The following is a 23077-nucleotide window of genomic DNA, read 5'->3' as shown; positions in this document are numbered from 1 at the left end:
ATTATAGGTTTACAGTTAATCCAAGGGTGACTGTTTTCGCCAGCGGATACGCCTGGCCGTTTGTGCTGTTCATTTCAGGATCCCACATTTTAAATTTGGAAAACGTAAGCAGGTTGGTACCCAGGAAGTACAGGCGCATGGTTTTCACGCCCATCCTGTTGGTGAACGTTTTTGGAAACGTGTACCCGGCATCTACGGTTTTCAGCCGCATGTATGAGCTTTCGCGCAGCCAGTAGGTAGAAGCACGGTAGTTGTTCGCGCTTCCGGCGTAGCTCAGCCTGGGGTAAACGGCGTTCACATCTTCGTTCACACCCAGGATCCACCGGTTCGATTCAACGACATCGGTGAGGATATTGCCCCAGTCGCCCTCGCTAAAGGGATACACCGTGAAACCATTTATGAAGAAGGAGGACTTTCCGGCTCCCTGGAACAGCACACTGGCATCAAAACCTTTCCAGCTGGCGGACAATCCAAAACCATAAACCAGGTTCGGATACCGGGTAGCTCCTATGGGAACAATATCATTGTTATCAATGGTACCATCGCCGTTAATATCCTTGTATTTAATATCGCCGGGGGCGGTTCTTCCAAAGTTCTGGGTAGGACTGTTGCGGATATCCTCATAGTCTCTGAAAAGTCCCAGGGCCACAAGCCCCCTGTTCTGGTTTACCCGGTAGCCCGCGCGGGCGGTGTAAGGATAGTTGCTGTATTGCTCATCGGCCTCCAGTATTTCGTTACGGCTGTAGGTCATTGTGCTCCGCACGGTAAGATTCACTTTATGGATCCGTTGTGAAAACTTCAGTTGCCCGTCGAACCCCTGGGATAAGGTAGAGCCCACATTGGCGCGCGGGGCAGCATCCGGCAGGATGCCTACGCTCGGCGGCATATAATCCCGGGTCATGTAAATGCCGTCACGCTGCTCATGAAAATAATCGAGGGCACCGCCAAACTTATCGCCAAAAAAGGAAAAATCCAGGCCAAGATCATGCTTGGTGGCTACCTCCCAGGTGATGGAATTGGAGGCGATCACGCTGTATGCAAGACTGGAGTATGCGTTCCTGCTTTCGATATCGCCCCAGTTATAGCCCCGCTCCGTATCCGTTGCAAAGGAAGCAAGGTAAGGGAAGCGGATGGGCATATAATCGTTCCCCACCTTTCCAAAAGAATAGCGGATCTTGAACATATCCATCCATTTCAGGTGCTCCGTGATAAATTTTTCCTCGGCCACGTTCCAGGCGCCGGAAAGAGCGGGGAACAGGCCAAACTGGTGGCCCCGCGCAAAGTTTTCGGATCCATTATACCCGAAGTTTACGTCAAAGAAATAGCGCGACTGGTAGCCATAAGTGAACCGGCCTGCAAGGCGCTGGTTGCGGCGTTCGATGCCCTGCATGATGTCCTCGCCATAATTGGAAGTGTTCACCCTTTTTTCCTGGGTATATTGCAGCACCCCGCCTAATGTATGGCTTCTGATGCTTTTATTGTAGTGCAGCTCTCCCTGTATGGTTTCAAACCGGTCGCTGGTGGCGTCCGATCGCTGGGTAAGCAACTGCTCGGCGATCGTGCGTTTTAACCGCAGCTCCCCGGTGGATTCCCGTTGCCGTTCGGCGATCCAGCCTTCGGGCCATTTCATCCTGCGGATATAGTTCTTGTTATTGTTATCGTAACCAAACCGCCCCACAAAGCGAAGACCGTTGGTAATAAATTTCAGGTTTTGCTCAAGGGTCACGTTCGTCTGTATCTTATTCTCCCAGTTTTCGATATAGCCCTGCTGGGTAATGAGCACCCAGGGGTTTTGCTTTTCGGCGCCGCCACGTGAAGCCACTTTACCGTTTGAATATTTAATGGGAATGGAAATAGGATTTTGCCCCATCAGCGAAGCCCAGATCTCGCTGTACGTACCTCCCGGCAGGTTTTGCTTGCCTAAAGAACCGCTCACTCCAACTCTTACAAGCGTTGTTTTGGTAAGGTTCATGTCTACATTGGCGCGGTAATTCCATCTTTTATAATTGGCATTGGTATTATAGCTTTTCAGGTTTTCATCGGTTTCGTACATACCACCCTCGTTGATATAGCTGCCCGATACGAAATAGCGGGCCAGGGCGCCGCCGCCGTCAAAATTGAGCGAGGTACGTTGCGTAAAAGCACCGGGCTTCAGGAACATATCCATCCAGTTAATGTTGGGGAACAGGTCCGGATCCAGCTGGTTCCGGATCAGGGTCAGGTCCTCCTGTGTATAAAAAGCTTCTTCGTTGCGCGTGGTCCGCGCCTCGTTCATGAGGCTGGCATACGTGTACCCGTCTACAAAATCAGGTGTGAACGTGCGGGTATTGTAGGATGCCTCATACTTGCCATTGATGCTTACCCGGTCCCTTTTCCCTTTTTTGGTGGTAATGAGCACCACCCCGTTTGCCCCGCGGGAACCGTATATGGCCGTTGTGGAAGCATCTTTAAGCACGGTAAAGGTTTCAATATCTTCTATGTTTATTTCCGAAAGGCTCCGCTCAAAACCATCCACCATGATGAGGGCCGATGTGCCCGCGCCAAAGGTGGAGATGCCCCGGATCCAGAACTCGGAGGAGTTGCTGCCCGGCTGTCCGCTCGACTGCATGGCCAGCACCCCCGACACATTTCCCGCAAGCGCATTGGTAATGCTGGAAGTAGGCGTTTTAAGGGTAGAGAGGTCCACCGTGGTGATGGCGCCGGTTACCGTAGCTTTTTTCTGGGTACCCAATGCCGTAACGATGATCTCATCCATGGCTTTGTTCTCTGCCAGCTTGAGCACAACATCCAGCTTTAACCCGTCTTTTATTAAAACTTCCTGCGGCGTATAGCCGGTGAATGAAAAAACAAGCCACTGGTATTTATTGGCACGAACGCTGTATTCGCCTTTTTCGTTGGTGGTTACGCCCAGCCCGGGCTGGTCCTTGATGGTGATGGAAACACCTACCATCGGCTCCTGCTGTTCATTGATAACCGTACCGGTAACGGTGACGGGTACCTGGGTTGTGTCCTGTGCAAGAGAGCAGGCTGTAGCTCCAATGATCCCTATCAGTAAAAAAATAATTTTCTTCATGAATCTGTATTCAGTAACTGCCTGGTCGCTTCGCCGTAAGCCTGTTGTGCTTACTGCAAACAAAGCAATTGGTTAAAAAATGAGGATAAACAGGAACGCGGTTATTCCACTGTTATGGTACGGATGCGTTTGTTATCACGCTCCGCGATGTAAAAGATTTTATTGACCTCGTCATAAGCAATCCCGGTAGGATCAGCAAACCGGGCTTCCAGCCTTGGATCGCCATCGATATAGCCTTTCTTGCTGCCGTCTGGTGTAGGGCTGCCTTTGCCGGCAAACGTGGTCACCATCCCCGTGGGCGACAGAATGCGGATGCTCTGATTGTTCTGATCGCAGAAGTAAAGGTCATATTCATCCGCCTGCCCGGCATAAGCGGGGTTTTTGACGAACACACCCTGGTAGGCCCTGCCCATTCTGGCTGAAGTACCAATGGCGTCCACATCACCCGCAGCGCCGCCGGCAAAAATAATGGCCGGTTCCAACTCCCGCCGCTCCCAGTTATACATGCTCTTGTAAATGCGGCTATGTGCCATAATATAGGCATAATTGCCGGTGGGGTGAAAGAAGATCAGTGTGCTGAGATTGCCTCCTATGCTGAACAGTTTTTTCGGAACCATCTCTCCTGTTACCGGATCGGCAACAGCTTTCTTGATAATCGTTCCATTCATGCTGTTATAATACAAGTCATGATGTACGGGGTGCGGGGCGCAGCTGAAAGCACCAACATCGTAAAGGATCGGGTGCACGCGGCGGTAGTTTTCCGAACGCAGGGAGTAGGCAAGGGCCACCTTGTTTGGGGTAGACCGGTTCCCGTTATCGTTTGCAAGGAACAGCGTGTCCGTGTCCGGGCTAAGCATGGTGGTTTGCATCTTACCAAAGCCGGCCTGTCCGTTGGTAATAAGGGTGGATACGGTTTGTGCCGCCAGGTCTACCCTTCTTACCGCCTTATCCAGCTCCGTTACAAACAATGCATTGCTTCCGGGTTCGTAGGTGATCCAGGCCGGGTATTCGAACCGGGCTTCTTCAAAGGTGCCGTCTATAATCCCGGACTTTCCATCCTCATCTACATTGCCCACCAGCGTACCCACAGTGGTACTTTTGGTATAGGTGAACGGATCCGTGAACGTATGCTCCGCAGCAGGGTTGCCGTCTATGACCACCCGCACCTGACCGGTACTGGTCTGGCCCGGCACCCAACAGTAGATCTGCTTCCCATTGGCGCCGACGACTTTGAGCTCCCTGTCGCCGATATAAACATGAATTTTGGAAACATCGGTACCAAAATTGTCCCCGTAAATATAGAGGCGCGTTCTGATCGCACCTTTCTTCGGAGAAAAATCAGCAAATACCGTAGGTTTTCCCGGATCATAATTATTGTCCTTCCGGATCAGATCTTTGTCTTTACAGGCATAAAACAAACTGCCGAAAAACAGGAAAAAAATGAAAAAGCAATTAATTCTCTTTTGAAATTTCATAACGGCGTTATCTTGTGTTTACAAATTACTATATGGCAGAACTGATCTGTATCCGCAATCAATATTTTGGGATCTTTCTCTGATTCCGATAAACAGTTCTTCCTTCCAATAAGCGCTGAAATAAAACTTAGTTTACAAACAATACGTCTGAGCAAAAAGGCAAGCTATTTCAGTTAGCTTCATTATCACAACAAAGGAAATAAATACACCCGATATATTCTGTTCAACATTTTGTCGAATCGTTCCAAAATACAGGACCGCAGGCAACCATGCGATAAGGGCTATTGATTCTTCAAAACAAAGTTTTTAAAAAGTGCGGTTTCCCCGGCGGTTCCTTTTGAAACCAATCCCACACGTACGGCCCTGTCCCATGGAGGCAGGTAGGAGATATCCGCCGGCCGGTCATTCAAGATATTAAACCGCCTGCCATCTGTACTGTACAGAAAAGTAGCCTGCGTATTGTTCGTTACCCTCACTTTCAACACCAGCCGTAGAGGCATGCGGATCGTTTTTTCGGCAATCACTTCCGTTTTATCCTGCTTCAGTTGTATCAAACGAAGCTTGTTTTCATAAACAGTCGCCACCACCATATTCCTGTCGTCCCCGATCAGGGCAAGCCCGGCTTTTGAAGAAGACGCTTTTAGCAATGTTACCTGCGATTCATAATCGGGGGTCAAAACAGCCCGACCAATATAGGCGCCACAGGCAGCGGGCAGGGCATGCAATCTCAATGTATTTCCGGTAACCGTGTATTTCACATTCTGAAATATGCTCCAATGCCAGCTATCGGCCAATGTTTTCGTTGAAAAATCATCCCTGCTGCTCCCGGCTTTTACCGGGTCTGCATCTTCCCCTTTATTCAGGAAACGCGGCCACCCATCCGGCGTAAATTCAAATTCGTTCAACACGCCCTGCCGCCCGGCGTATATGCTGCTGCTCCTGCTGTAGGCATGATACAGAAAATAAAACCGGCCATCTTTTTCAACCGGTGTTCCGTGTCCCGGGCATTTCCATTCGTTGTTATCGGTAAGCACCGGGTTGCCGGGATATTTCTCCCAGGGACCAAAGAGATTTTTTGACCGGGCCACCCCTGTACCATAGCTACAGGTTCTTCCACAACATCCTGCACCGGCATAGAAGGCATAAAAATAATCCTTATGCCGCATTACAGACACCCCTTCGACCAGTCCCCGTTCCCAGGGTATATCCGCCCGGAAAAGTTCTCTTTTTTCACCAAGGAGGGATGTCCGGTCCTCGCTCATTTCCGCTATCCAGATCGGCGTCGGTTTCCCCACGCTATTTCCATCCTCTTTCCAGATCATATGCAGTTTACCATTTTCATCGCGGACAGCGAATGGATCAATCGACCCATCTTTCTGACACATTAACGGGCCAAGATCACGATACGGACCTTCGGGCCGGTCGGCAACAGCTGCAGCGATGCACAGGCCGCCCTCCTTTTTACCTGCCGTATAATAAACATACACTTTACCGTTGTCATAGGTAATTTCCGGAGCCCACATATAATAGCCGGCCCAGCCAGGCATTTTTGTAAACACATGCCCCGCAGCTTTCCAGTTTATGAGGTCTGTCGAACGATATAATGTAAACGCCGGGAACCAGTTTGAGGTGGTGCCTGCGGCCCAGTACTCATCGCCTATTTTAACCACCGAAGGATCGGGATGATCACCGGGCAGCACCAGTTGTTGTGCATTTGAATGAACCGTAAGAGTCAGTAAAAGGACCAATAATAACAAACGCTTAGCAAACATCGATACAACTAAATTGAATGATTTTCTAAATTAATAACACCGGGATCCAATGGAGTTGCGAAGAAAATAAATACCTGTTGAATATTTTGTTCAATCCTTTGTCGAATCATTCCAAAATGTTCAAAAACATACGATCCTTTTAACACAGGACAGAAGTTTTAAAAAGCCGCCCATGCCGGCTGCCGGGATCCGTGTCTTCAGGCACCCCATATGGCCGGCGGTACCGTCACCATCCGGACTTATACAGAATTGTTTTTTAATTTAAACTGACTGGATATATACTTTTCTATTTAGCCTTACTCCCCGCTCCCGCGTACCGGATATGCCGTTCAAAAAGATACCGTAGTCCTGAATTGCATGTCCGTTTAAAACAGGGCTTTGCCAAATGAAAGCAACTTTCCATTTTCGGTAACACCTTCGATTATAAGAAGGAAGCGTTTTGTAAAATCGGTATTGTAAAAATGGACAGGGATGAAATGAACCCGGTCAGAGGTTGCCGCTCTGGGGTTCCAGAATAGCGTGATCCTTCTGTCTGTCGGACCCCCCGGATTTTCGCCTGCATAAACCGGACTGTAAAACGTGCTTGCCTTTGTATAGCCTTCAACATATTCAATGTCATAATTTTCACTTGCCGCATTAAAATCCCGGCCTTTCCGGGTATAAATGGCAATTGAGGGGATCGGGCCTCTTCCACCAAGATCAATACCCTGTACAAGTTTGATCATGGCAACATCGTGCGGACTGACCGAGAATAGCTGCTGTTCATATGGGGGGAGGGCTTGAACCTCATTTATATAAATCGAAGGCAGTACAAATTCCCCATTCCTATCCCTTGCTTTTACATGGTATCCGCCTATGGAATCTATCCCGACCTTTATATCGGGGTAACGCGCCATCAAATAATCAAGAATATTTCCTTTGCGGGGTTTGAGATCCGTCAGATCATAGATTTCCCCGTAAAGATCCCGGAACTTTCCCGTAGCATAACGCTGCTCCAGCATTTGCAGGCGGTCCTTCATTTTAGCGCTGACCGTCACATTTTCAATATAATCTTTAGCACCAATGAAACGGTCCAATGCAGGACTGTCTGCATTATTAACAGAGTTCTCGACAGCTCTTACATGCGGAAACTTTATATCCAAAGAGCCTTCATTTGCAGGATCCAGAACCACGTCTATAAATCCTCCTTTTTTATCGGCAGGGCTAAACAAAAGTTTATTTCTTCCTGAAAGACCCAGTCCTTTCAGATCAAAAGCACCGGCGCTGTCTGTTTGAAACGATATCGTTTTTGTGCTGCTGTCCTCTTCAGATACCGCAATTAAATGAATGGGCTTATTTGCATATATTTTTTTGGTGGTTTTGTAAAATACGGTTCCCGACAAAATACCTTTTTCTTTCTTCACAGAAGTTCCACGCTTCCCATCATGTTCCCATTTTGAAATGCCCCAATGGCTTGTTAACATTACTAAATCCAGAAGCTCTTTAGCATTTTGATAACTTCCATCTAAATAGCTGCCGGCATCGTACACGCTGTTTTCCAGATAGCAGGTCAGCAGGTTGGCGGAGTAAATATTTTGCCGGTCTGTTCCAAACGCTCCGAAACCCGCATCGACGACGCTAACGGCAAACGTTCCTTTAACGGGTTCCTTTAAATCCAGGGACAGCAGGTTCTCTGCCCTGGGGTTACTGTTCAGCAGGGGGGTGGAAAGGCCGGCGGCGAGCCGGTACTCTTTGTTATCGATAAAACAAAGCCGTTCTGCCAGCAGCTGCGTATCCTTACTGTATATGCCCAGCCTCGCCACGCCGGAAGGGAAGCCCCCAATATCGATTGAAGCCCGATATGCAGCTGAATCTGTCTGAAGGTTTGCACGATGGAGGATCCCGCTTCCTCCCTGCAACACCATAAAAGCAGGTGTCAATACACCCGCTGATGATACCTGGATATTCAATAAAAGGCGGCTGCCATCATTGGACACCTTTAATACGATTCCTTTATCTGCGGCAACGGGCAATGGGTATTTATGAGCTGAAAAGCCACTGTCCATTACAGCAAAATAGGGCGCTCCGGCCTTCGGGTTGAGCATAAAAAAGCCCATTCCATTATGCACGCTCTTAAAATCAACGATCTTTTTCCCGGAAGCGTCAACGATCCTCCCGGAAATATCAAAAGGCACACCCGTTTCATCGGCAAATTTAAATGCAACTTTGTTTGTCGCTCCCGCTATCAGCCGCCCGCCTTCGGGATAAAAAACAAGCGCTTTGTCATAGACCGGGCTATCATTTTTTTTCTTAGTGCGGCTATATACTTTGATCAGCCTCGTAAACACAGCCTGATCCTCCTGTATAAGGTCTCCGGAATACGCCCGGATCCTGTATGTACCGGTGGATAGATCAAAGGGCAAAGCAAGCGATGCGGGGAATGCTCCTCTGAAAGGCAAAAAGGAATGCGTCGCAATGATTTTTCCTGCCCGGAGATCCAGCAATTCAAGCGTCATGCTCTGGGGTGTTACGCTTCTATGCTCCGTATTGGTGAAAAACCCCTTTGCCCGGATCGTATCCCCCGAAAGATAGGCATCCCGGTCTGTCTGCAGGTATAATCTTACAAAAGAATGGGGTAAGGCATTTGTAAGATCAGCTGTCTTAGGTTGCCCTTTCCCAGGACAGCAGATCAGAAGACCCAAAACCAACAATTCAAATTTCTTCATAAGCGCAGGCGTTATATTTTAGTAATCGTAAGGGAGGAGGTTTTTTATGGAGCTTGCAGCGTACCAATACCCCTGTGCCGTTAAAACGCTGGCCGGGGATGCGGCACCATTCGCAAAAACAAAGACACTGTTATTGTCCTTCAAAGAAAGGAGTGAATTCTGATAGCTGCCGTTGAGCTCCAATCCCTGGAGTAATGGAAACAGTCTGAGCTGGTCCGAAACCTCTTTTTTATAGGTCACTAACAGATAATCCTCAAAATACAATTCCTTGACCACTTCAAGATCCGTCACAAACACATCATCCACATGGAGCAGGCTGCTATCGCATTCGATAACCTGGTCCTTACCCTTCACATAAACACGATAGTAATATAAAGAACTGTCCGACGGCGATTTTCCAATTTGAAGGGTCTCTGCATGAAAATTCAGATCAAACTTCTGTTCTTTCATCAATTGTCTTACCCGGTCCCTTTCGGTATTCCGTCTTACTCTTGCCCGCCTCGCTTCAAAGTTATTTGACTGGAGGGTGTTACTGTAAAGTGATTTTAGAAAATGCGGAAGCGATCCCTGATAAACCGCGTCTCTTCTTTCCTTAAATTTAGTATCCCCCTTACCAATATCCTCAAACCGGGCATAGCCAAAATTGACAAAGGTCTTCTTCTCAAAATTTATGGTACAGTCTTCCATATCAAAATAGATCCTGTATCCCAACCAATGGTTCACAATCTCGATCGTCTTCTTCGACTGTGCTTTGAGGACCTCTTCGTTTGCGGAGACTTTCAAAGCAATATCGTCAAAATTCAGAATGGAGCAATCAGCTGTTTTGTCCCGGGGGCCGATAAAATAGTCGATAAACTTTTTCTTCCAGTACCTGGTGTTGGCAGGTTTATATTTTAAAGAGCGAACCGTAACCGCATCCAGATCAGCGCTTTTTATTGTCATTTTTACAGTAAGAAGCTGATCAGGTTGAATATCATTTGTTGGAAGGGCAATCGTTTTATATCCTACATTGGAAACAATAAGCAGCTGCGGCTGAGAGGGAGATGCTATCGTAAACAGACCTTTTGCATCCGTAACCGTACCTGATCGCGAACCGTTAAAATATACGCTGGCCGCCGCCACCGGTTTCCCGCTCAGGCTATCGATTACCGCCCCTTTAATCATACGCTGGGCGCCTGCGAAGTTCCAGCAGCAAAGAATGGCAACAAAAATCAGCATACTTTTCATAAAATATAGCTATGAAATGGATAGTCCCGGGATCGTTACATAAGCAATTTAAAAGAGGAGCGCTATCTTGGGTATTCCAATAGTTCTGTTTAATCTTTTAAAATAGCTGCCTCAATTTAATAAAATTAATTAAATTCATAATGCAATTATTACCACGTCTGGCATAAACGCATTGCTCAAAAGTTCATTGAGTTATGAGTCAATAAAAATGAAGCCGGTATTGATGGCTTTTATGCATCGCCGAAGCGAAGACCCTTAACAACAATGATTCCTGCACCTATACTACTATATCCCGGGAATCAACGGGTATTTCATTTTTAAAAAACCGATCGATTACGAGCGCTTATCAGGGCAGTATTTGACAGCTATATAAACCATAAAGGAGAAATGCAATAGCAGAACCCGGTGTAATTATTAAAACCGTGCGCGATCGTACGAAAATTGACCCTCATTTTATCTCATTACAGTATTGTTAAGTGTGTAGTTGGCTGGAAAAACTATGGTTATTAAATGCATAAGAACAAATCCCAATCTCCGGAGACAATCATACCGTTTGAGGATTCCCAGTGCCGGCGTTTAATGCTCAGCCTTGTTAACCGATGAAAAACATGGTAAAACAAGCCGAGCTAATCTTCGTATCTAAAAACTGTTTCTATATATTTCCAATAATCTTGAATTTTTCTTTTTGACTCTGGGGTATAGAAAATATAACTACCCAAAAAGCCTCTGTCTTTTTTGCAGGAAAAGACAAACCAATGAGACGAATTTATATCATGTATTCGTAAGCATTGGATAAAAAAATAAAATCATATCACAAAATAAGAAGACAAGGAACCATATCCATTTTGATTTAAATAAAAAGAATATTGTGGTTATCAAAAATAATGTAAATACAAATTGATAACTTACATAAACAGTTTTAGAGTTGTAAATAGACGCAGGACTAAAAAAGTCACTACCAAACGGGTAACCTCCAGGTCCCATGTAAACAGTAAATAGGTCAACCAAATTAAGAACGGTCAGAGCAATAATTGGGATACTTCCCAAGATATTAAGGAACATCTTTTTTTGTCTCATTTCCATTGTATGTTTTGAAAAAGATCTGCACCAGCCCATAAAAGCTGATGCAGCATTGAAATCTTAATACCCGAAGCTTGGTTTTCAACATGGAAAGACAGCCACTCCCTGTAGATATTTAGTAAGATGATTAAGCTGCTTCTTTAATTTAATTACATCACTGACAACATTGCATAGAAACGGCATGAATCCAAAGGATTTAGCCTATCTGAAATTCAAAGATATTTATGGGGCGTATCTGCATTTTATCAGGGCTAAGACAGAAAGGGAAACACGCAACGACCCCAAACTAATCCGTGCATACATCAATGAAGATATGTGGGCAATTATTGAAAAATGGGGAAATAAGAACAAAAGCCCGGATAACTTCCTGTTTCCTATAGTTGATAAGGACGCCGATCCTTTGCAGCAGCATATTCGAGTTAGATGGCTGTGCAAATTTATCTGCGATGGCGTGAAGAGGATATGCAAAGAATTTGGTATAGAAAAAGAGGTAAATAATATGGTGTGCCGCCATTCCTATGCCACTATTACCAAGCGATCCGGAGCAAGCACAGAATATGTACAGGAGGCTTTGGGCCACACGACCAAGACCACAACAGAAATTTATTTAGGAGACTATGAAGATGTTGTAAAGAAAGAGTTCTCTCGAAAATTGCTGGCTTTTAAGAATATCCCCAAACAAGATAATACCACTTTAAAAGCTGTCTAATGAAGTTTACTATGCATTCAGTGAGCCTCCGATGTTCAATTTTAATTATAATGGAATTTTTGTCATGAATTTTAGTGACAAAGTAGGTTGGCGCTAACTTTTAAGAATGTTTTAAAATGCTACCTGATATAAATAAATTCAATTTAAAGAATTGATTATGAACCGTCAAGTGTTTAAATATAAGGCGTGATGGAAAAAGAATCGCGATATTAATGTTTAAACATTAATATAAAATGCTATTAGAAAAAATGGATAGATTATCTAAAATTTTAATACCTTCACTTTGCTCTGTCGTATTTAAACTAAAACACAAAAGAATCATGCTAAAACTCCAACTGCTTAAGTTTATGAAAGTATCATGTCTCTCTTTTACAGCTCGCAGTGTTAAAAATGAAAAGTCAGCAAACCCGACAACTAAAATAACGCATTAACGTCAACAATGTCTACGGTATCGCCCGATCCAGATTTGAACGATTATGCTTATGGTTTAGACAGAAATTTTGCGTACAGCTATTATACAACTGTTTATTTAACTGCCGGCAAAAACATGTCGTTTACCAGTTGGGCCGGATCCTTACTACATATTATGGAAGTATTCAGTGCTGATAACCCCCAAAGTCAGAGCTGGTCTGCTCAATCATATGTGGTAAGTGGGTCACAAAGAGGATACATTGCTTTCACAGTACCCACCACAGGTTACTATTATGTAAAACTGCGTTCATATTGGTTAGCTGAAACAGGAATGGCAAGTCTTGTTGTTTATGCAGGATCCGGATCAACGCCGTCATACTATTATGATTGTCCTATTGCCGGTTTAGCAAATCTTTCTCACTACCATAACAATAATCAAGAACTCAATTATTTTACAGCTCATACCACCGGTGATCCAAGGATGTGGGTTGTTGACAACAGTGGATCCCCGGGCAGAGTTTGCGGGTATAACGACGATTACGGATACAATGGTGGAGATTTTTCCTGGAGCTTGAACTCAAGAATAAAGAAAAACTTTAACAGATCTATCCAGGGAGTAGTTGTTACTGCATTCAGTTCGTACAACCCAACGGGTACAACAGATATATATTCTGGGTGCAAGAATAGTAATATTCATACTTATCTTAATCCTGACAACACTTTAGGTTTTCCAAATTTAAAAGGCGATGATGCGATTATGAGTTCACCGGCAAGTACTGTTTATAACTGTACTGCGTGGACTGGGGGTTTTACATCTTTCTGGTTTTGGGGGTCTACTCCAAGTTATTATTACGGAAGCGGCTTTATTTGGAGTACCTGGGACGATTATTATGGAAATAATCCAGAGAGATACGTTGGTGCCAAAACTTATACTTCTGTCGGAGCAGACGCTAATAATGGCCTTATTGCAATGTGGGCTCAATCGAATGGAACTATTACACACGGATCTATTCGCAAACCGGGAAACGGAAATGCATATGGATATGATTGGGAAAGTAAGCCTGGACAATTAGCAAGGACATTTCACCCACGGGACGCTTTAGCTTCTACAAGTACTTATGGCTATGGCTCGATTGTACAGTACTATACAGAGGCAACGCCACTCTATGCAAGAAATTCATCGAATAATGGGCCAGGTGGAATATCTTTTGATGAATCGGTGGCTCGTGGGTTGACTGTAAATGAATCAATAGAATTGTCGAGCACGGAGACGATGTTAGTTGGTTCTCGAAAAGCTAAATTAAAAGAAGGCATAACCAAAATACAGTCGCTGTATGACAATTGGATGAATTTAATTAAGTCAGACAGGTATAAGATGATCAGTAACCCGTACATTTTTATTGAAACAAAGGAAGGGCGGCAATTATTGGCATATTCAAAAGGAAATATTGAAGAGGCGATTCTGTTCTTTACCTCAATTATTTTTGAAGATGACAAAAGTAAATCATTTGAGCAAAATATATCCTATTATATGTTCTGGCAGGTTGCAAAAGGCAAATACGGAAATATAATGGAGGATATTAAAGCGAACTGGAAAAATAACAAATACACAAAAGATGGAAGATACATTGCACCTTTACCCGAAACATTTACAAAAAAATACGTCAAAGAAATTTTAAAAAGATTGTAACTTATATCACATTAATCAAACAAAAATTGAGAATATGAAAATGTTATACTTTTTGGTGGGAATTCTGCTACTTATTTCCTGTAGCAAGGGCAATAAGGATAATGCCAGCCCAGGTAGTTTGAAAGCAAAGTTTGTTACAGCTCCCACTGCATCCAATCAACGGAGTGTTACTAACGATGGCGTCGTTGCAACGTTGAATATTAAATCATACAATGCAAAGACCGGAGAGGTTGTGTTTGACAAGAATCCAGCATTAGGAGAATGGGCAAACAATAAGTTAAAGCTGTCCGTATATAAAAGCGATTCTCCGTTATTTACACTGACTTTTTCCTCACCAACCTTTAGTTTTGTATACAACGAGCCTGTAATCTATTTTGCTGGCGGTAGCGAAAATAAATGGTATATTTTGGATGGGTACCCGCAGGGTATTGCAATAAATACTGTTTCGAGCGAACCGGTTCAGAATGGCTGGAGGGAGGAGCGAGACGAAAGCGTTAAAGCAGTTCAAGCTCAATGGAATACGTTTGTAAATACATTAAAAGAAGAGGGAAAATATTCTGAAAATTGATTGGTATTTAATAAATATTTTTTGCCGCACAAAATCTGTATTTCCCAGGATCGTTAGTCACTCACTCAATTGGCTGCCTTTAAATTGATTAAATTGTCTGAAAAGGTCAAAAAATAAAGATCGCTTTTTAGCGATCTTTATAACTGATTGAAAATCAAGTGCCCAGAACAGGAATCGAACCTGCACTCCGTTGCCGAAACAAGATTTTGAGTCTAGCGCGTCTACCAATTCCGCCATCTGGGCCTGTTGGGGGGTTTAATGTTAAACTTAGAACATTCAAACGTTGAACCATTCAAACGGGCTGCAATATTACAAAGTTTCAGCGGAAAACCGTATCTCGCGGTTACATATTTTTTTGCCGTTATGGCCAGGGTTACTTACAGCAGCTTTTCCTGGGAAGCAGCACCTTCCGGAGAATGGATAATATTTTATTCAGTACTTTCATGATCGCATCCATAAAATTACAATTAAATGGCCTTTTTGTTTCACCCAAAGACCGCTTTGTTATGAAACCGGTTAAAATCGGATTGATACGCGAAGGGAAGATCCCGCACGACAGCCGGGTAGCCCTTACCCCCGCGCAATGCAAATGGCTGCAGGCGCACCGGACGGGCCTCTCTTTTATCGTTCAACCCTCACCGGGGCGTTGCTATAAAGATGAAGAATACGACCGGGCCGGGATCCCCCTTAGTGAGGACCTGACTGCCTGCGATATCCTGTTGGGTATCAAAGAAGTGCCCGTAGGTGATCTCATCGATCATAAAACCTACCTTTTTTTCTCCCATACCAAAAAGAAACAACCCCAGAACCGGAAATTGCTGCAGGCCATCCTGGAAAAGAAGATCACCCTGATCGACTATGAATGCCTGGAGCACGAAGACGGAAAGCGGATCATCGGCTTTGGCTTCTTTGCGGGCATTGTGGGCGCTCATAACGGGCTGATGGCCTATGGCAACCGGACCGGACTTTTTCAGCTGGACCGGGTGTACAAACAAAAAAATTTTAAAGAGCTTATTCATACCTACTTCGGGCTAAAGCTGCCCAACCTCAAAATAGCCATTACCGGGAGCGGCAGGGTTGCGCACGGGCTGCTGGAGATCATGAATCTGATGGGCGTGCATGAAGTGGAACCTGACGAATACCTGGAGCGGCGTTTTAATTATCCCGTATATACGCAGTTAAAGGGTCATGATCTTTACGAACAACCGGGCACCGGCGCCTATAACCGGTTGAATTTTCACGAACATCCCCAACGCTACGAAAGCAGATTTGGTTCTTATACCCGCCAGACAGATATTTTGCTGAACGGCGTTTATTGGTATGAAGGGGTACCCCGTCTCTTTGAAATGGACGACATCAGCCGGAACGACTTCATTATTGAAACCATTGCGGATGTCTCCGACGACGAAAACGGGTCTGTACCCATCAACAAACAGACGCAAACGATCGATGACCCCGTTTATGGCATTGACCGGGCAACAAAAGAAGTAACCGCGCCCTATCAAAAGAACTCGATCGATATCATGGCTGTGGGCAACCTGCCCAATGAATTGCCCCGGGATGCCAGCCGTTACTTCGGTGAACAACTGATCAAGTTTGTACTGGACGATCTGCTGAACGCGGGAAGCGAGATACTGACAAGGGCAACCATTGCCCGGAACGGGGCGCTGGGGAAGGAATATGCCTACCTGCAGGACTATGCCGGGCAAAATAATGTGTAACCCTGCCTCTGCCGGTAAGCCCGCATACTTTTGAGAAGCACCAGGCAATATCGTGCTCCTCTATAATGAAGATCTGTTGTATCGCTGAATTTGAGAATATACGCCTGAAGAAGCAGCCCTGCCTTCAGGGAAAGGAGCCCGCGACCTGCTCCGTTCAGCAGAATGAAAAAATAAAAACAGCAAGCCGGTACCTAAAAACGGGAATATTACATACAACAGCATACTTGCTCCCTCCGGCTTACGGAGTTATCGTTAGCAGATACTCCTTACGGGCATAGGGCGAAAGCGCCTTCAGCCGTTGGGCGATGATCCGGTTCCATTCCTCCTGCTTATCCTGGTTGCGCCCATGATCGGTTTCTATATCATACCAGCGCTGGAACGCATCCAGTTCCGCAAATAACCGCCGCCCTGCTTCTGTGATCTTTGCGGTAGCTATCCTTCGAAGCGACTGTGTCTTTAAATACCGGGAAAGCTCCCTCGCATAGATCTCAGAGATATCAAAATGACGCTGCTCATGGTTGAGCAGGTAAGCAATGTTGGACGCGGACTCTTTCAGTACCTTGTGGGCGAGGTATGAATTTGAGGGATCCATATGTGCGTAAACGCTGACCAGGGTCTTGCCTTTATTTTTTCCGGAGCCGATCCGCCTCATCGTATAGACAAAGCCTGTCCGGGTCACCGACATATTCTGCTCCAGCCTTGCCGGTTCTTTTTCTCCTTTTGCCAGGATCTGAAAATCGGACAACTGCAGCACCCGCGATGCCGTCCACCGGATCTTGGATGTCTGCGCAATTGCCAAATGTATCCAAAACAACCCAGCAACCAGCAGCAATACTTTCATAACCTTAAAATACAAAATCCCGCCGCGCCATATTCCAACGCAAACCAACAGACAGCCACTTGGTGGTATTATCCGGTATGTCGGCTACCTGGTACTTGCGGTACATACCGGTAACATCAAAGAACAGGTTCTGTAAGATCTCATAAGAAACCATCAGTGACCCGAGCATGGCCTTGTTACTGACCCCTCCTCCTATAAAATAACCATCGTCGCTCAAACGGCCGTCGCTATAGTTCCGGAAAAGATCACCACCATAACTGGGGGAAGTCCATGCCGTATTATAGTTGGTTGTATCCAATCCCTTGTTGTAGAGTATCAGCATAGCCTTCAGATACAGGCGCGGCAAGGGCTGATAATGGGCGATGCCGACAAACTCTTTAAAATTGGCTCCCAGCGGGTGCGCCAGCGGCTGATTGTAATGCAGGAAGTTGTTTTGTGCCCATTTATCCGTATAGGTAAACGGCCGTATAAAATTACCTTCCACCTGCAGGTCCAGGTTTTTAACGGTAAAGGCGTCTATATATTTCGCGCCTACCTGGTACCCGAATTTATTGACCCAGGGGCCGCCGGAGCTGAACACTTTGCTTACCACAAATTCATTAATCAGCCACTGGCCATAGGCCTGGAAATATTTTGCAAAATTAGCCTTAAAATCAAGGCCGATGCTGGATTTGGCGCTGTTGCCGGTATAGGAGGAATACGCCCGGTTAAACATCGAAGGATTGAGATAGCCCACCTGTAATCCCCCATTCTTTTTACTGTTATACATAGTGCTTTCAAAAAAGCCCAGCTTCAACCAGTTGGTAGGCTGCCAGGTGAGGTAATGGAACATCATATAGTTGCGCGGGCGGGTGGAGTCTCTTCCAAAATAAGCATTATCAAAAGGAGCGATCGTTTGCGCTGCCACCGATGTCAACTGCAATTTTCCGGCCTGCACACCCAGCTTCAGGAAGGGGTACGGGGCGCTGAAATCACTGATGAATGTGGTGCGGTAACCATCTCCGATAAAAAATTTATCATGGGCGATCTGGAAGTCGATGTACTTTCCTGCATGAAACGTAACGCCTCCGCGCACATCCCAGTAATCGAACCCGTCGTCTTTAAAGGTTTTGTAATATCCCCGACCGGGCACGCTTACATGCGCCTTATTGTAATCCTGCACATACAACGGGTCCCGCTCCTGGTTCTCTGAAAAATACAGATAGTAGCCTACCCGCTGATCGATCTGCCCGCGAAAACGGACCCCTCTCGTATTTACAAAGGTTTTGGTGCCCGTAGCTTTTCCCAGCTCAAAGTTGATCACGGGGTCAATGATCAGGCTATATTGGTCGCGTTTATCAATGGAATATAAGTGCGCCGGGTTTTTAAAAAAAGCGCCGAGAATGGGTTTTCTCCGGAAGGAATCCGCGTGGTTGACGGTCCAGTCGGAGTTATTCATCATCATGCTCCGGATATTGTACCGGTCCACGGACGTGAGCACTCCTTCCAATGCCCCGGCCTTATCCAGGGAATCGATCCGTTCCACCCGTTCGGTAGCGCGCTTGCGCCCGTAGGGTTTTACGGTCGTAAACTGCAATACAGAATCTCCCCGCAGCTTTATATCCAGCCGGTTGATCAACCGGTTCTGTTTGTCGCTCAGCTCAATATTATCGGTTTGTGCACTGCTATACAGGGGCAGCACGATCAAAGCGAGCTTCAGGAAATTTTTGATTTGCATAGATGTAAAATAAAGGTTTAATGATTTTCTTCCCCCGGCCTAACCGTAGCAAAGATAAGACCATCCCCAAGTTTATTGTAGCAGGATTCCTGCCAATTGATTAATTTCGAACGATTTTAGCGTATTTTACCAATCATATTGTTGCACTCAATAACAAAAACCATGCAAACATTCCTGATCCGGAACATAAACATCGTAAATGAAGGCAGAACGCAAACCGGTGATGTACTGCTCCGCGGGGAACGGATCGAAAAAATAGCCGGTACCATCGAAGCAAAAGACCGCATCACCGAGATCAACGGAGAAGGCAAATACCTTTTGCCCGGCGCGATCGATGACCAGGTGCATTTCCGGGAACCGGGGCTTACCCATAAGGCTACGATCTATACAGAAAGCAAAGCGGCCATAGCGGGTGGCGTTACCAGCTTTATGGAAATGCCCAATACCCTACCGCCTGCCTTTACACTGGAACTGCTGGAGGACAAATATGAAACGGCACGGAAAACGTCCCTGGCCAACTACTCTTTTTTTATGGGCACAAACAACCAGAATGCAGCCGACGCGCTGACAGCCAATGCCCATAAAGACCGTATTTGCGGCATTAAAGCCTTTATGGGATCCAGCACCGGCAACCTGCTGGTAGACAATCCGCTGGTACTGGAAAAGTTGTTTGGAGAAAGCGAGCTGCTCATTGCCACCCACTGCGAGGATGAGCGGATCATTAAAGCCAATCTTCAAAAGGCGCTTGACTCCGGAAAAGAATTAACCGCAGCGGATCACCCCCTGATCCGGAACGAAGAAGCCTGTTTTGAATCCTCCTTCTACGCGGTGCAGCTTGCCAAAAAGCACGGCTCTCGCTTGCACATCCTGCACATCAGCACGGAAAAAGAACTGCAGTTGTTTACCAATATGCTTCCGCTGAAAGACAAGCGGATCACGGCCGAAGTATGTGTGCACCACCTGCATTTTACGGCGGATGACTACGCCGTTCAGGGCAACCTGATCAAATGCAATCCCGCAATTAAAGCGCCCCACAACCGGGAAGCACTGTGGAAAGCATTGCTGGACGACCGGCTGGACCTGATCGCCACCGATCATGCACCGCATACCCTTGCGGAAAAACAGCAGCCCTACCTGAAAGCACATGCCGGTGTGCCCCTGGTACAACACTCGCTGCCGCTGATGCTTCATTATGTAAAACAGGGAAAACTTTCTATTGAGAAGGTTGCGGAAAAAATGAGCCATGCCGTAGCCGACTGCTTCCAGATCAAAGACCGCGGTTATATCCGGGAAGGCTACCAGGCCGACCTGGTGATTGCAGATATGAATGCTCCCTTTGCCGCAACAAAGGAAAACATCCTGTATAAATGCGGCTGGAGCCCCTTTGAGAACGTAGATGGCCGGGGCACTCCTTTTGCCTTTCCCGCAAGCATCACCCATACCTTCGTCAACGGGAATCTGATTTATGGAAAGGGACAGTGGAATGAGTCTGTAAAAGGACAACGGCTGTTATTTGACCGGTAAAACGAGCTAACACGCAGTACGATAAGGGTTTGAGACAATCGGATAATTTTCGACCGGCCCGGTGACTTGAAATTTTAAACGTTGAACAGGGAACCCTAAACAAGAAACATGCAGATCGATCACATCTCTTTTAACGACATCGCTATTTTTCACCCGGAAGAGGACTATTCCATTTTTCACAAACTCAACTTTACCCGCACATTTGGCGGAAGGGAATGGCTGCGGCATTTCTTTTCCAATCCCTTTAGCGATGTTGAAAAGATCCGGGGCACACAAACCATTCTCCGGAAGCTGATCCTGCATGTAGACGAGTGGCCGGAAGACATCACCAATGGCACCATCCTGGTAATGGACCGGTTCCTCGACTACGCGCTGGACAGGGTAAGCAACCGGCCAAACGCGCTGGATGCGGCCATTTACCGGGTGCTGCATCATGCCGATTATTCGATGGTGCGCTTTTCGATCAATCATTTTGCCGATTTTTTCAGAAGCATCCGGCAGATCGCAAACCTGTTGAAAGAAGTGGAATTGCCGGCAGGGTTCAGCATATATATTGAGCGGATCGGCCAGCTGTTAAAGATCGAAGCATTTAACCAACTATCCGAGTCAGAGAAGGACCAATCCTTCCCCATGAGCCGGAACCTGTATTTTGCAGGTCAGCTCCGGGAAGCACACAAACATGCCATACAGGAGCTGATGGACATCTACAGCCGCCTGGATGCCTGGTACTCCATGGCCATGGCCGTTAAACACTACGACCTCGCCTTCCCGGAATTTACAGAGCAGCCCACACCAGTAATAGAGGCCGAAGGGCTTTACCATATCTTATTGCAGGAACCTGTGCCCTACGAGCTGAAGATCAACCAGGAAAATAATTTCCTGTTCCTTACCGGAGCCAATATGGCCGGAAAAAGCACCCTGATCAAATCGGTGGGCGCCGCCGTCTTCCTGGCCCATATCGGCATGGGCGTGCCCGCGCGCTCCATGAAGCTGACGATGTTTGAGGGCCTCATCAGCAACATCAATGTGGTGGACAACATTGTTAAAGGCGAAAGTTTTTTCTTCAATGAAGTACAGCGCATCCGGAATACGGTTGAAAAAGTGAGCAACGGACAAAAATGGCTGGTGCTGATCGATGAGCTGTTCAAGGGCACCAACGTGCAGGATGCCATGCGCTGCTCGCTGGCGGTGATTCAGGGGCTGCTGAAGGTAAAAAGCTCACTGTTCATCCTCTCCACCCATTTGTATGAGATCGGTGAAGAGTTAGCGCCTATGCCCTCGATTGCATTTAAACATTTTGAAACCAAGATCGAAGGGGATACGCTATCCTTCAGCTATCAACTAAAGGATGGCATCAGCAAGGACCGCCTGGGCTATTTTATTTTGAAAAAAGAAAAAGTTGTGGAAATGCTGGAACGGTTGTAACACAGCCGTTATCATAACATACGGGCAAGCCCGATCCCGATCACGATACTCCGGTTGGTAATAAAGGGGGAGGTTCCACCCATTAAAACATGTTTTTGCGAAAGCCCGTGACAATAGCTTCCAAAGCCCGAAATAACGAACCGGTCATTAAGACAATGCTGCGCCCCCAGCCTGGTAAACAGCCCCAGGTCAGTTTCATTGGTAACCGTGGTATTCTCTTTGGAGCTTTTTTTATCATCGTGAACGGACCAGCTTTGCCCGCCCATGAAAAAGCCCCACTCCACACCGGCGTCTGCAAAGGGCTTTATTTTTCGTGCCCGGCAGAATAGGAACCTGGCGAATAATGGAACTTTTACATAGTACGCATTCTCAATTGCGCGCGTGTCCAATCGATCGCATCTTTTAGAAACTCCCTCCCCGCTAAACGTGGCTCCGACGCCAAAACCAACAAGGCTGCCGCCCATCTTCACCAGGTTCACTCCGCCTTTATAATGTGGGTGCCATAGGGTATGTCCGCGATAATTACTGTACCAGCTATGGCCCCCCGCAGCCTGTGCTTCGGCATACCAGTTCTTTAATACCTGGGTGTTCCCCTTTACAGGAAAAAATAGCAGCAGGATCAGGCAGGCTTTTCTCACAATAAGCTTTTCTTATATAACGTCCCCTGTATGACAAACGCAACAATAAAAAAGAAATATTGTACTATATTGAGTATTATTTTTTATTCTATAGAGCCATGACATACCCCAAAGTAATCGACAGAATTCAGTCTTCCCTTATCGACCTCGGACTGCTGGTACTGCTTATGTTTGCTGCTGCCATGATCCTCGACCGCTATGAGCAGGTGCCCGACGCCGTTAAGATCGGCATTTTTATCTTCCTGATCATCTACGAGCCCCTGTTAATCGCGCTGGGCTGCACCCTGGGAAATTATATAAAGGGGATCCGGGTGCGACAAAGCACCGATCCGCTTAAGAAGATCGGTTTTGCCCAGTCGCTGCTCCGGTACCCGGTTAAGCTGTTCCTCGGACTGGTATCTTTTTTTACTATAGGAGCCAGCAAACAAAGAAGGGCCATCCACGACATCCTTTCCGGAAGCGTAATGATCAAGCTGTAGCCGGTGGCCTTGGCGAAACGCC

The 23077-nt window shown here is 46.3% G+C and carries 15 protein-coding genes and 1 tRNA gene; 7 read left to right on the top strand and 9 right to left on the bottom strand.

Annotation, left to right across the window (positions count from 1 at the left end; translation table 11 throughout):
- Position 1: 1 nt before the first annotated feature.
- The 5 genes from B160_RS0126325 to B160_RS0126305 form a co-directional block, all read right to left on the bottom strand.
- Positions 2–3073 (bottom strand): SusC/RagA family TonB-linked outer membrane protein, encoded by a 3072-nt coding sequence (locus B160_RS0126325; RefSeq protein WP_018630966.1) that lies wholly within the window; start codon positions 3071–3073, stop codon positions 2–4.
- A 101-nt stretch (positions 3074–3174) separates the two neighbouring features.
- Complete coding sequence (locus tag B160_RS0126320) at positions 3175–4548, bottom strand: IPT/TIG domain-containing protein (protein ID WP_018630965.1); 1374 nt, start codon at positions 4546–4548, stop codon at positions 3175–3177.
- A 281-nt stretch (positions 4549–4829) separates the two neighbouring features.
- On the bottom strand, positions 4830–6320 hold the full coding sequence (locus tag B160_RS0126315; RefSeq protein WP_018630964.1) for a family 43 glycosylhydrolase: 1491 nt from the start codon (positions 6318–6320) through the stop codon (positions 4830–4832).
- A gap of 365 nt (positions 6321–6685) precedes the next feature.
- A complete protein-coding gene (locus B160_RS0126310; RefSeq protein ID WP_018630963.1) occupies positions 6686–9025 on the bottom strand; it encodes an MG2 domain-containing protein in 2340 nt (779 codons plus the stop codon).
- 18 nt (positions 9026–9043) lie between these two features.
- Positions 9044–10243: a carboxypeptidase-like regulatory domain-containing protein gene (locus B160_RS0126305; protein ID WP_018630962.1), complete on the bottom strand. Its 1200-nt coding sequence runs from the start codon at positions 10241–10243 to the stop codon at positions 9044–9046.
- Positions 10244–11513: 1270 nt separating this feature from the next.
- Between B160_RS0126305 and B160_RS30195 the strand changes: the two genes are divergently transcribed.
- From B160_RS30195 to B160_RS30185, 3 genes are all read left to right on the top strand, one after another.
- Positions 11514–12041, top strand: coding sequence for a tyrosine-type recombinase/integrase (locus tag B160_RS30195; protein ID WP_018630959.1), 528 nt, complete (start codon positions 11514–11516; stop codon positions 12039–12041).
- Between the two features lie 439 nt (positions 12042–12480).
- The gene (locus B160_RS31870; RefSeq protein ID WP_157558241.1) at positions 12481–14142 is read left to right on the top strand and encodes a DUF7689 domain-containing protein; all 1662 of its coding nucleotides are present in this window, start codon (positions 12481–12483) and stop codon (positions 14140–14142) included.
- A gap of 34 nt (positions 14143–14176) precedes the next feature.
- The gene (locus B160_RS30185) at positions 14177–14710 is read left to right on the top strand and encodes a hypothetical protein (RefSeq protein ID WP_018630956.1); all 534 of its coding nucleotides are present in this window, start codon (positions 14177–14179) and stop codon (positions 14708–14710) included.
- A 159-nt stretch (positions 14711–14869) separates the two neighbouring features.
- Here B160_RS30185 and B160_RS0126270 read toward each other — a convergent pair.
- Positions 14870–14953, bottom strand: a tRNA-Leu gene (locus B160_RS0126270).
- A gap of 263 nt (positions 14954–15216) precedes the next feature.
- Between B160_RS0126270 and B160_RS0126260 the strand changes: the two genes are divergently transcribed.
- Positions 15217–16431: an NAD(P)-dependent oxidoreductase gene (locus B160_RS0126260; protein WP_040680560.1), complete on the top strand. Its 1215-nt coding sequence runs from the start codon at positions 15217–15219 to the stop codon at positions 16429–16431.
- Positions 16432–16669: 238 nt separating this feature from the next.
- Here the strand turns inward: B160_RS0126260 and B160_RS30925 are convergent, their stop codons facing one another.
- Both B160_RS30925 and B160_RS0126250 read right to left on the bottom strand, forming a co-directional pair.
- Positions 16670–17272 carry a DUF922 domain-containing protein gene (locus B160_RS30925; protein ID WP_018630953.1) on the bottom strand — a complete coding sequence of 201 codons (603 nt, stop codon included), beginning with the start codon at positions 17270–17272 and terminating at the stop codon, positions 16670–16672.
- Positions 17273–17276: 4 nt separating this feature from the next.
- A complete protein-coding gene (locus B160_RS0126250; protein WP_018630952.1) occupies positions 17277–18989 on the bottom strand; it encodes a hypothetical protein in 1713 nt (570 codons plus the stop codon).
- A 162-nt stretch (positions 18990–19151) separates the two neighbouring features.
- Here B160_RS0126250 and B160_RS0126245 point away from each other — a divergent pair, with 162 nt between their 5' ends.
- Both B160_RS0126245 and B160_RS0126240 read left to right on the top strand, forming a co-directional pair.
- A complete protein-coding gene (locus B160_RS0126245) occupies positions 19152–20513 on the top strand; it encodes a dihydroorotase (protein WP_018630951.1) in 1362 nt (453 codons plus the stop codon).
- A gap of 108 nt (positions 20514–20621) precedes the next feature.
- Positions 20622–21938: a MutS-related protein gene (locus B160_RS0126240; protein WP_018630950.1), complete on the top strand. Its 1317-nt coding sequence runs from the start codon at positions 20622–20624 to the stop codon at positions 21936–21938.
- Positions 21939–21949: 11 nt separating this feature from the next.
- On the opposite strand, the gene B160_RS0126235 is transcribed toward B160_RS0126240, so the two are convergent.
- Entirely contained in the window at positions 21950–22576 is a 627-nt protein-coding gene (locus B160_RS0126235; RefSeq protein ID WP_018630949.1) for a hypothetical protein, read from the bottom strand.
- 98 nt (positions 22577–22674) lie between these two features.
- On the opposite strand from B160_RS0126235, the gene B160_RS0126230 reads away from it, so the two are divergent.
- The gene (locus B160_RS0126230) at positions 22675–23055 is read left to right on the top strand and encodes an RDD family protein (RefSeq protein WP_026310046.1); all 381 of its coding nucleotides are present in this window, start codon (positions 22675–22677) and stop codon (positions 23053–23055) included.
- Positions 23056–23077: the final 22 nt, after the last annotated feature.

Source organism: Niabella aurantiaca DSM 17617 (assembly GCF_000374125.1).
Lineage (GTDB): Bacteria > Bacteroidota > Bacteroidia > Chitinophagales > Chitinophagaceae > Niabella > Niabella aurantiaca.
Note: the sequence above shows the minus strand (reverse complement) of the source record. Positions and strands in the feature narration are given on the sequence as shown.

What these genes read in the sequence shown, in the direction of transcription:
- B160_RS0126305 (WP_018630962.1), bottom strand. Translation starts at nt 10,243, where the DNA reads ATGCTGATTTTTGTTGCCATTCTTTGCTGCTGGAACTTCGCAGGCGCC.
- B160_RS0126230 (WP_026310046.1), top strand. Translation starts at nt 22,675, where the DNA reads ATGACATACCCCAAAGTAATCGACAGAATTCAGTCTTCCCTTATCGAC.
- B160_RS0126310 (WP_018630963.1), bottom strand. Translation starts at nt 9,025, where the DNA reads ATGAAGAAATTTGAATTGTTGGTTTTGGGTCTTCTGATCTGCTGTCCT.
- B160_RS30185 (WP_018630956.1), top strand. Translation starts at nt 14,177, where the DNA reads ATGAAAATGTTATACTTTTTGGTGGGAATTCTGCTACTTATTTCCTGT.
- B160_RS30195 (WP_018630959.1), top strand. Translation starts at nt 11,514, where the DNA reads ATGAATCCAAAGGATTTAGCCTATCTGAAATTCAAAGATATTTATGGG.
- B160_RS0126240 (WP_018630950.1), top strand. Translation starts at nt 20,622, where the DNA reads ATGCAGATCGATCACATCTCTTTTAACGACATCGCTATTTTTCACCCG.
- B160_RS0126250 (WP_018630952.1), bottom strand. Translation starts at nt 18,989, where the DNA reads ATGCAAATCAAAAATTTCCTGAAGCTCGCTTTGATCGTGCTGCCCCTG.
- B160_RS0126325 (WP_018630966.1), bottom strand. Translation starts at nt 3,073, where the DNA reads ATGAAGAAAATTATTTTTTTACTGATAGGGATCATTGGAGCTACAGCC.
- B160_RS0126320 (WP_018630965.1), bottom strand. Translation starts at nt 4,548, where the DNA reads ATGAAATTTCAAAAGAGAATTAATTGCTTTTTCATTTTTTTCCTGTTT.
- B160_RS0126315 (WP_018630964.1), bottom strand. Translation starts at nt 6,320, where the DNA reads ATGTTTGCTAAGCGTTTGTTATTATTGGTCCTTTTACTGACTCTTACG.
- B160_RS0126260 (WP_040680560.1), top strand. Translation starts at nt 15,217, where the DNA reads ATGAAACCGGTTAAAATCGGATTGATACGCGAAGGGAAGATCCCGCAC.
- B160_RS31870 (WP_157558241.1), top strand. Translation starts at nt 12,481, where the DNA reads ATGTCTACGGTATCGCCCGATCCAGATTTGAACGATTATGCTTATGGT.
- B160_RS30925 (WP_018630953.1), bottom strand. Translation starts at nt 17,272, where the DNA reads ATGAAAGTATTGCTGCTGGTTGCTGGGTTGTTTTGGATACATTTGGCA.
- B160_RS0126245 (WP_018630951.1), top strand. Translation starts at nt 19,152, where the DNA reads ATGCAAACATTCCTGATCCGGAACATAAACATCGTAAATGAAGGCAGA.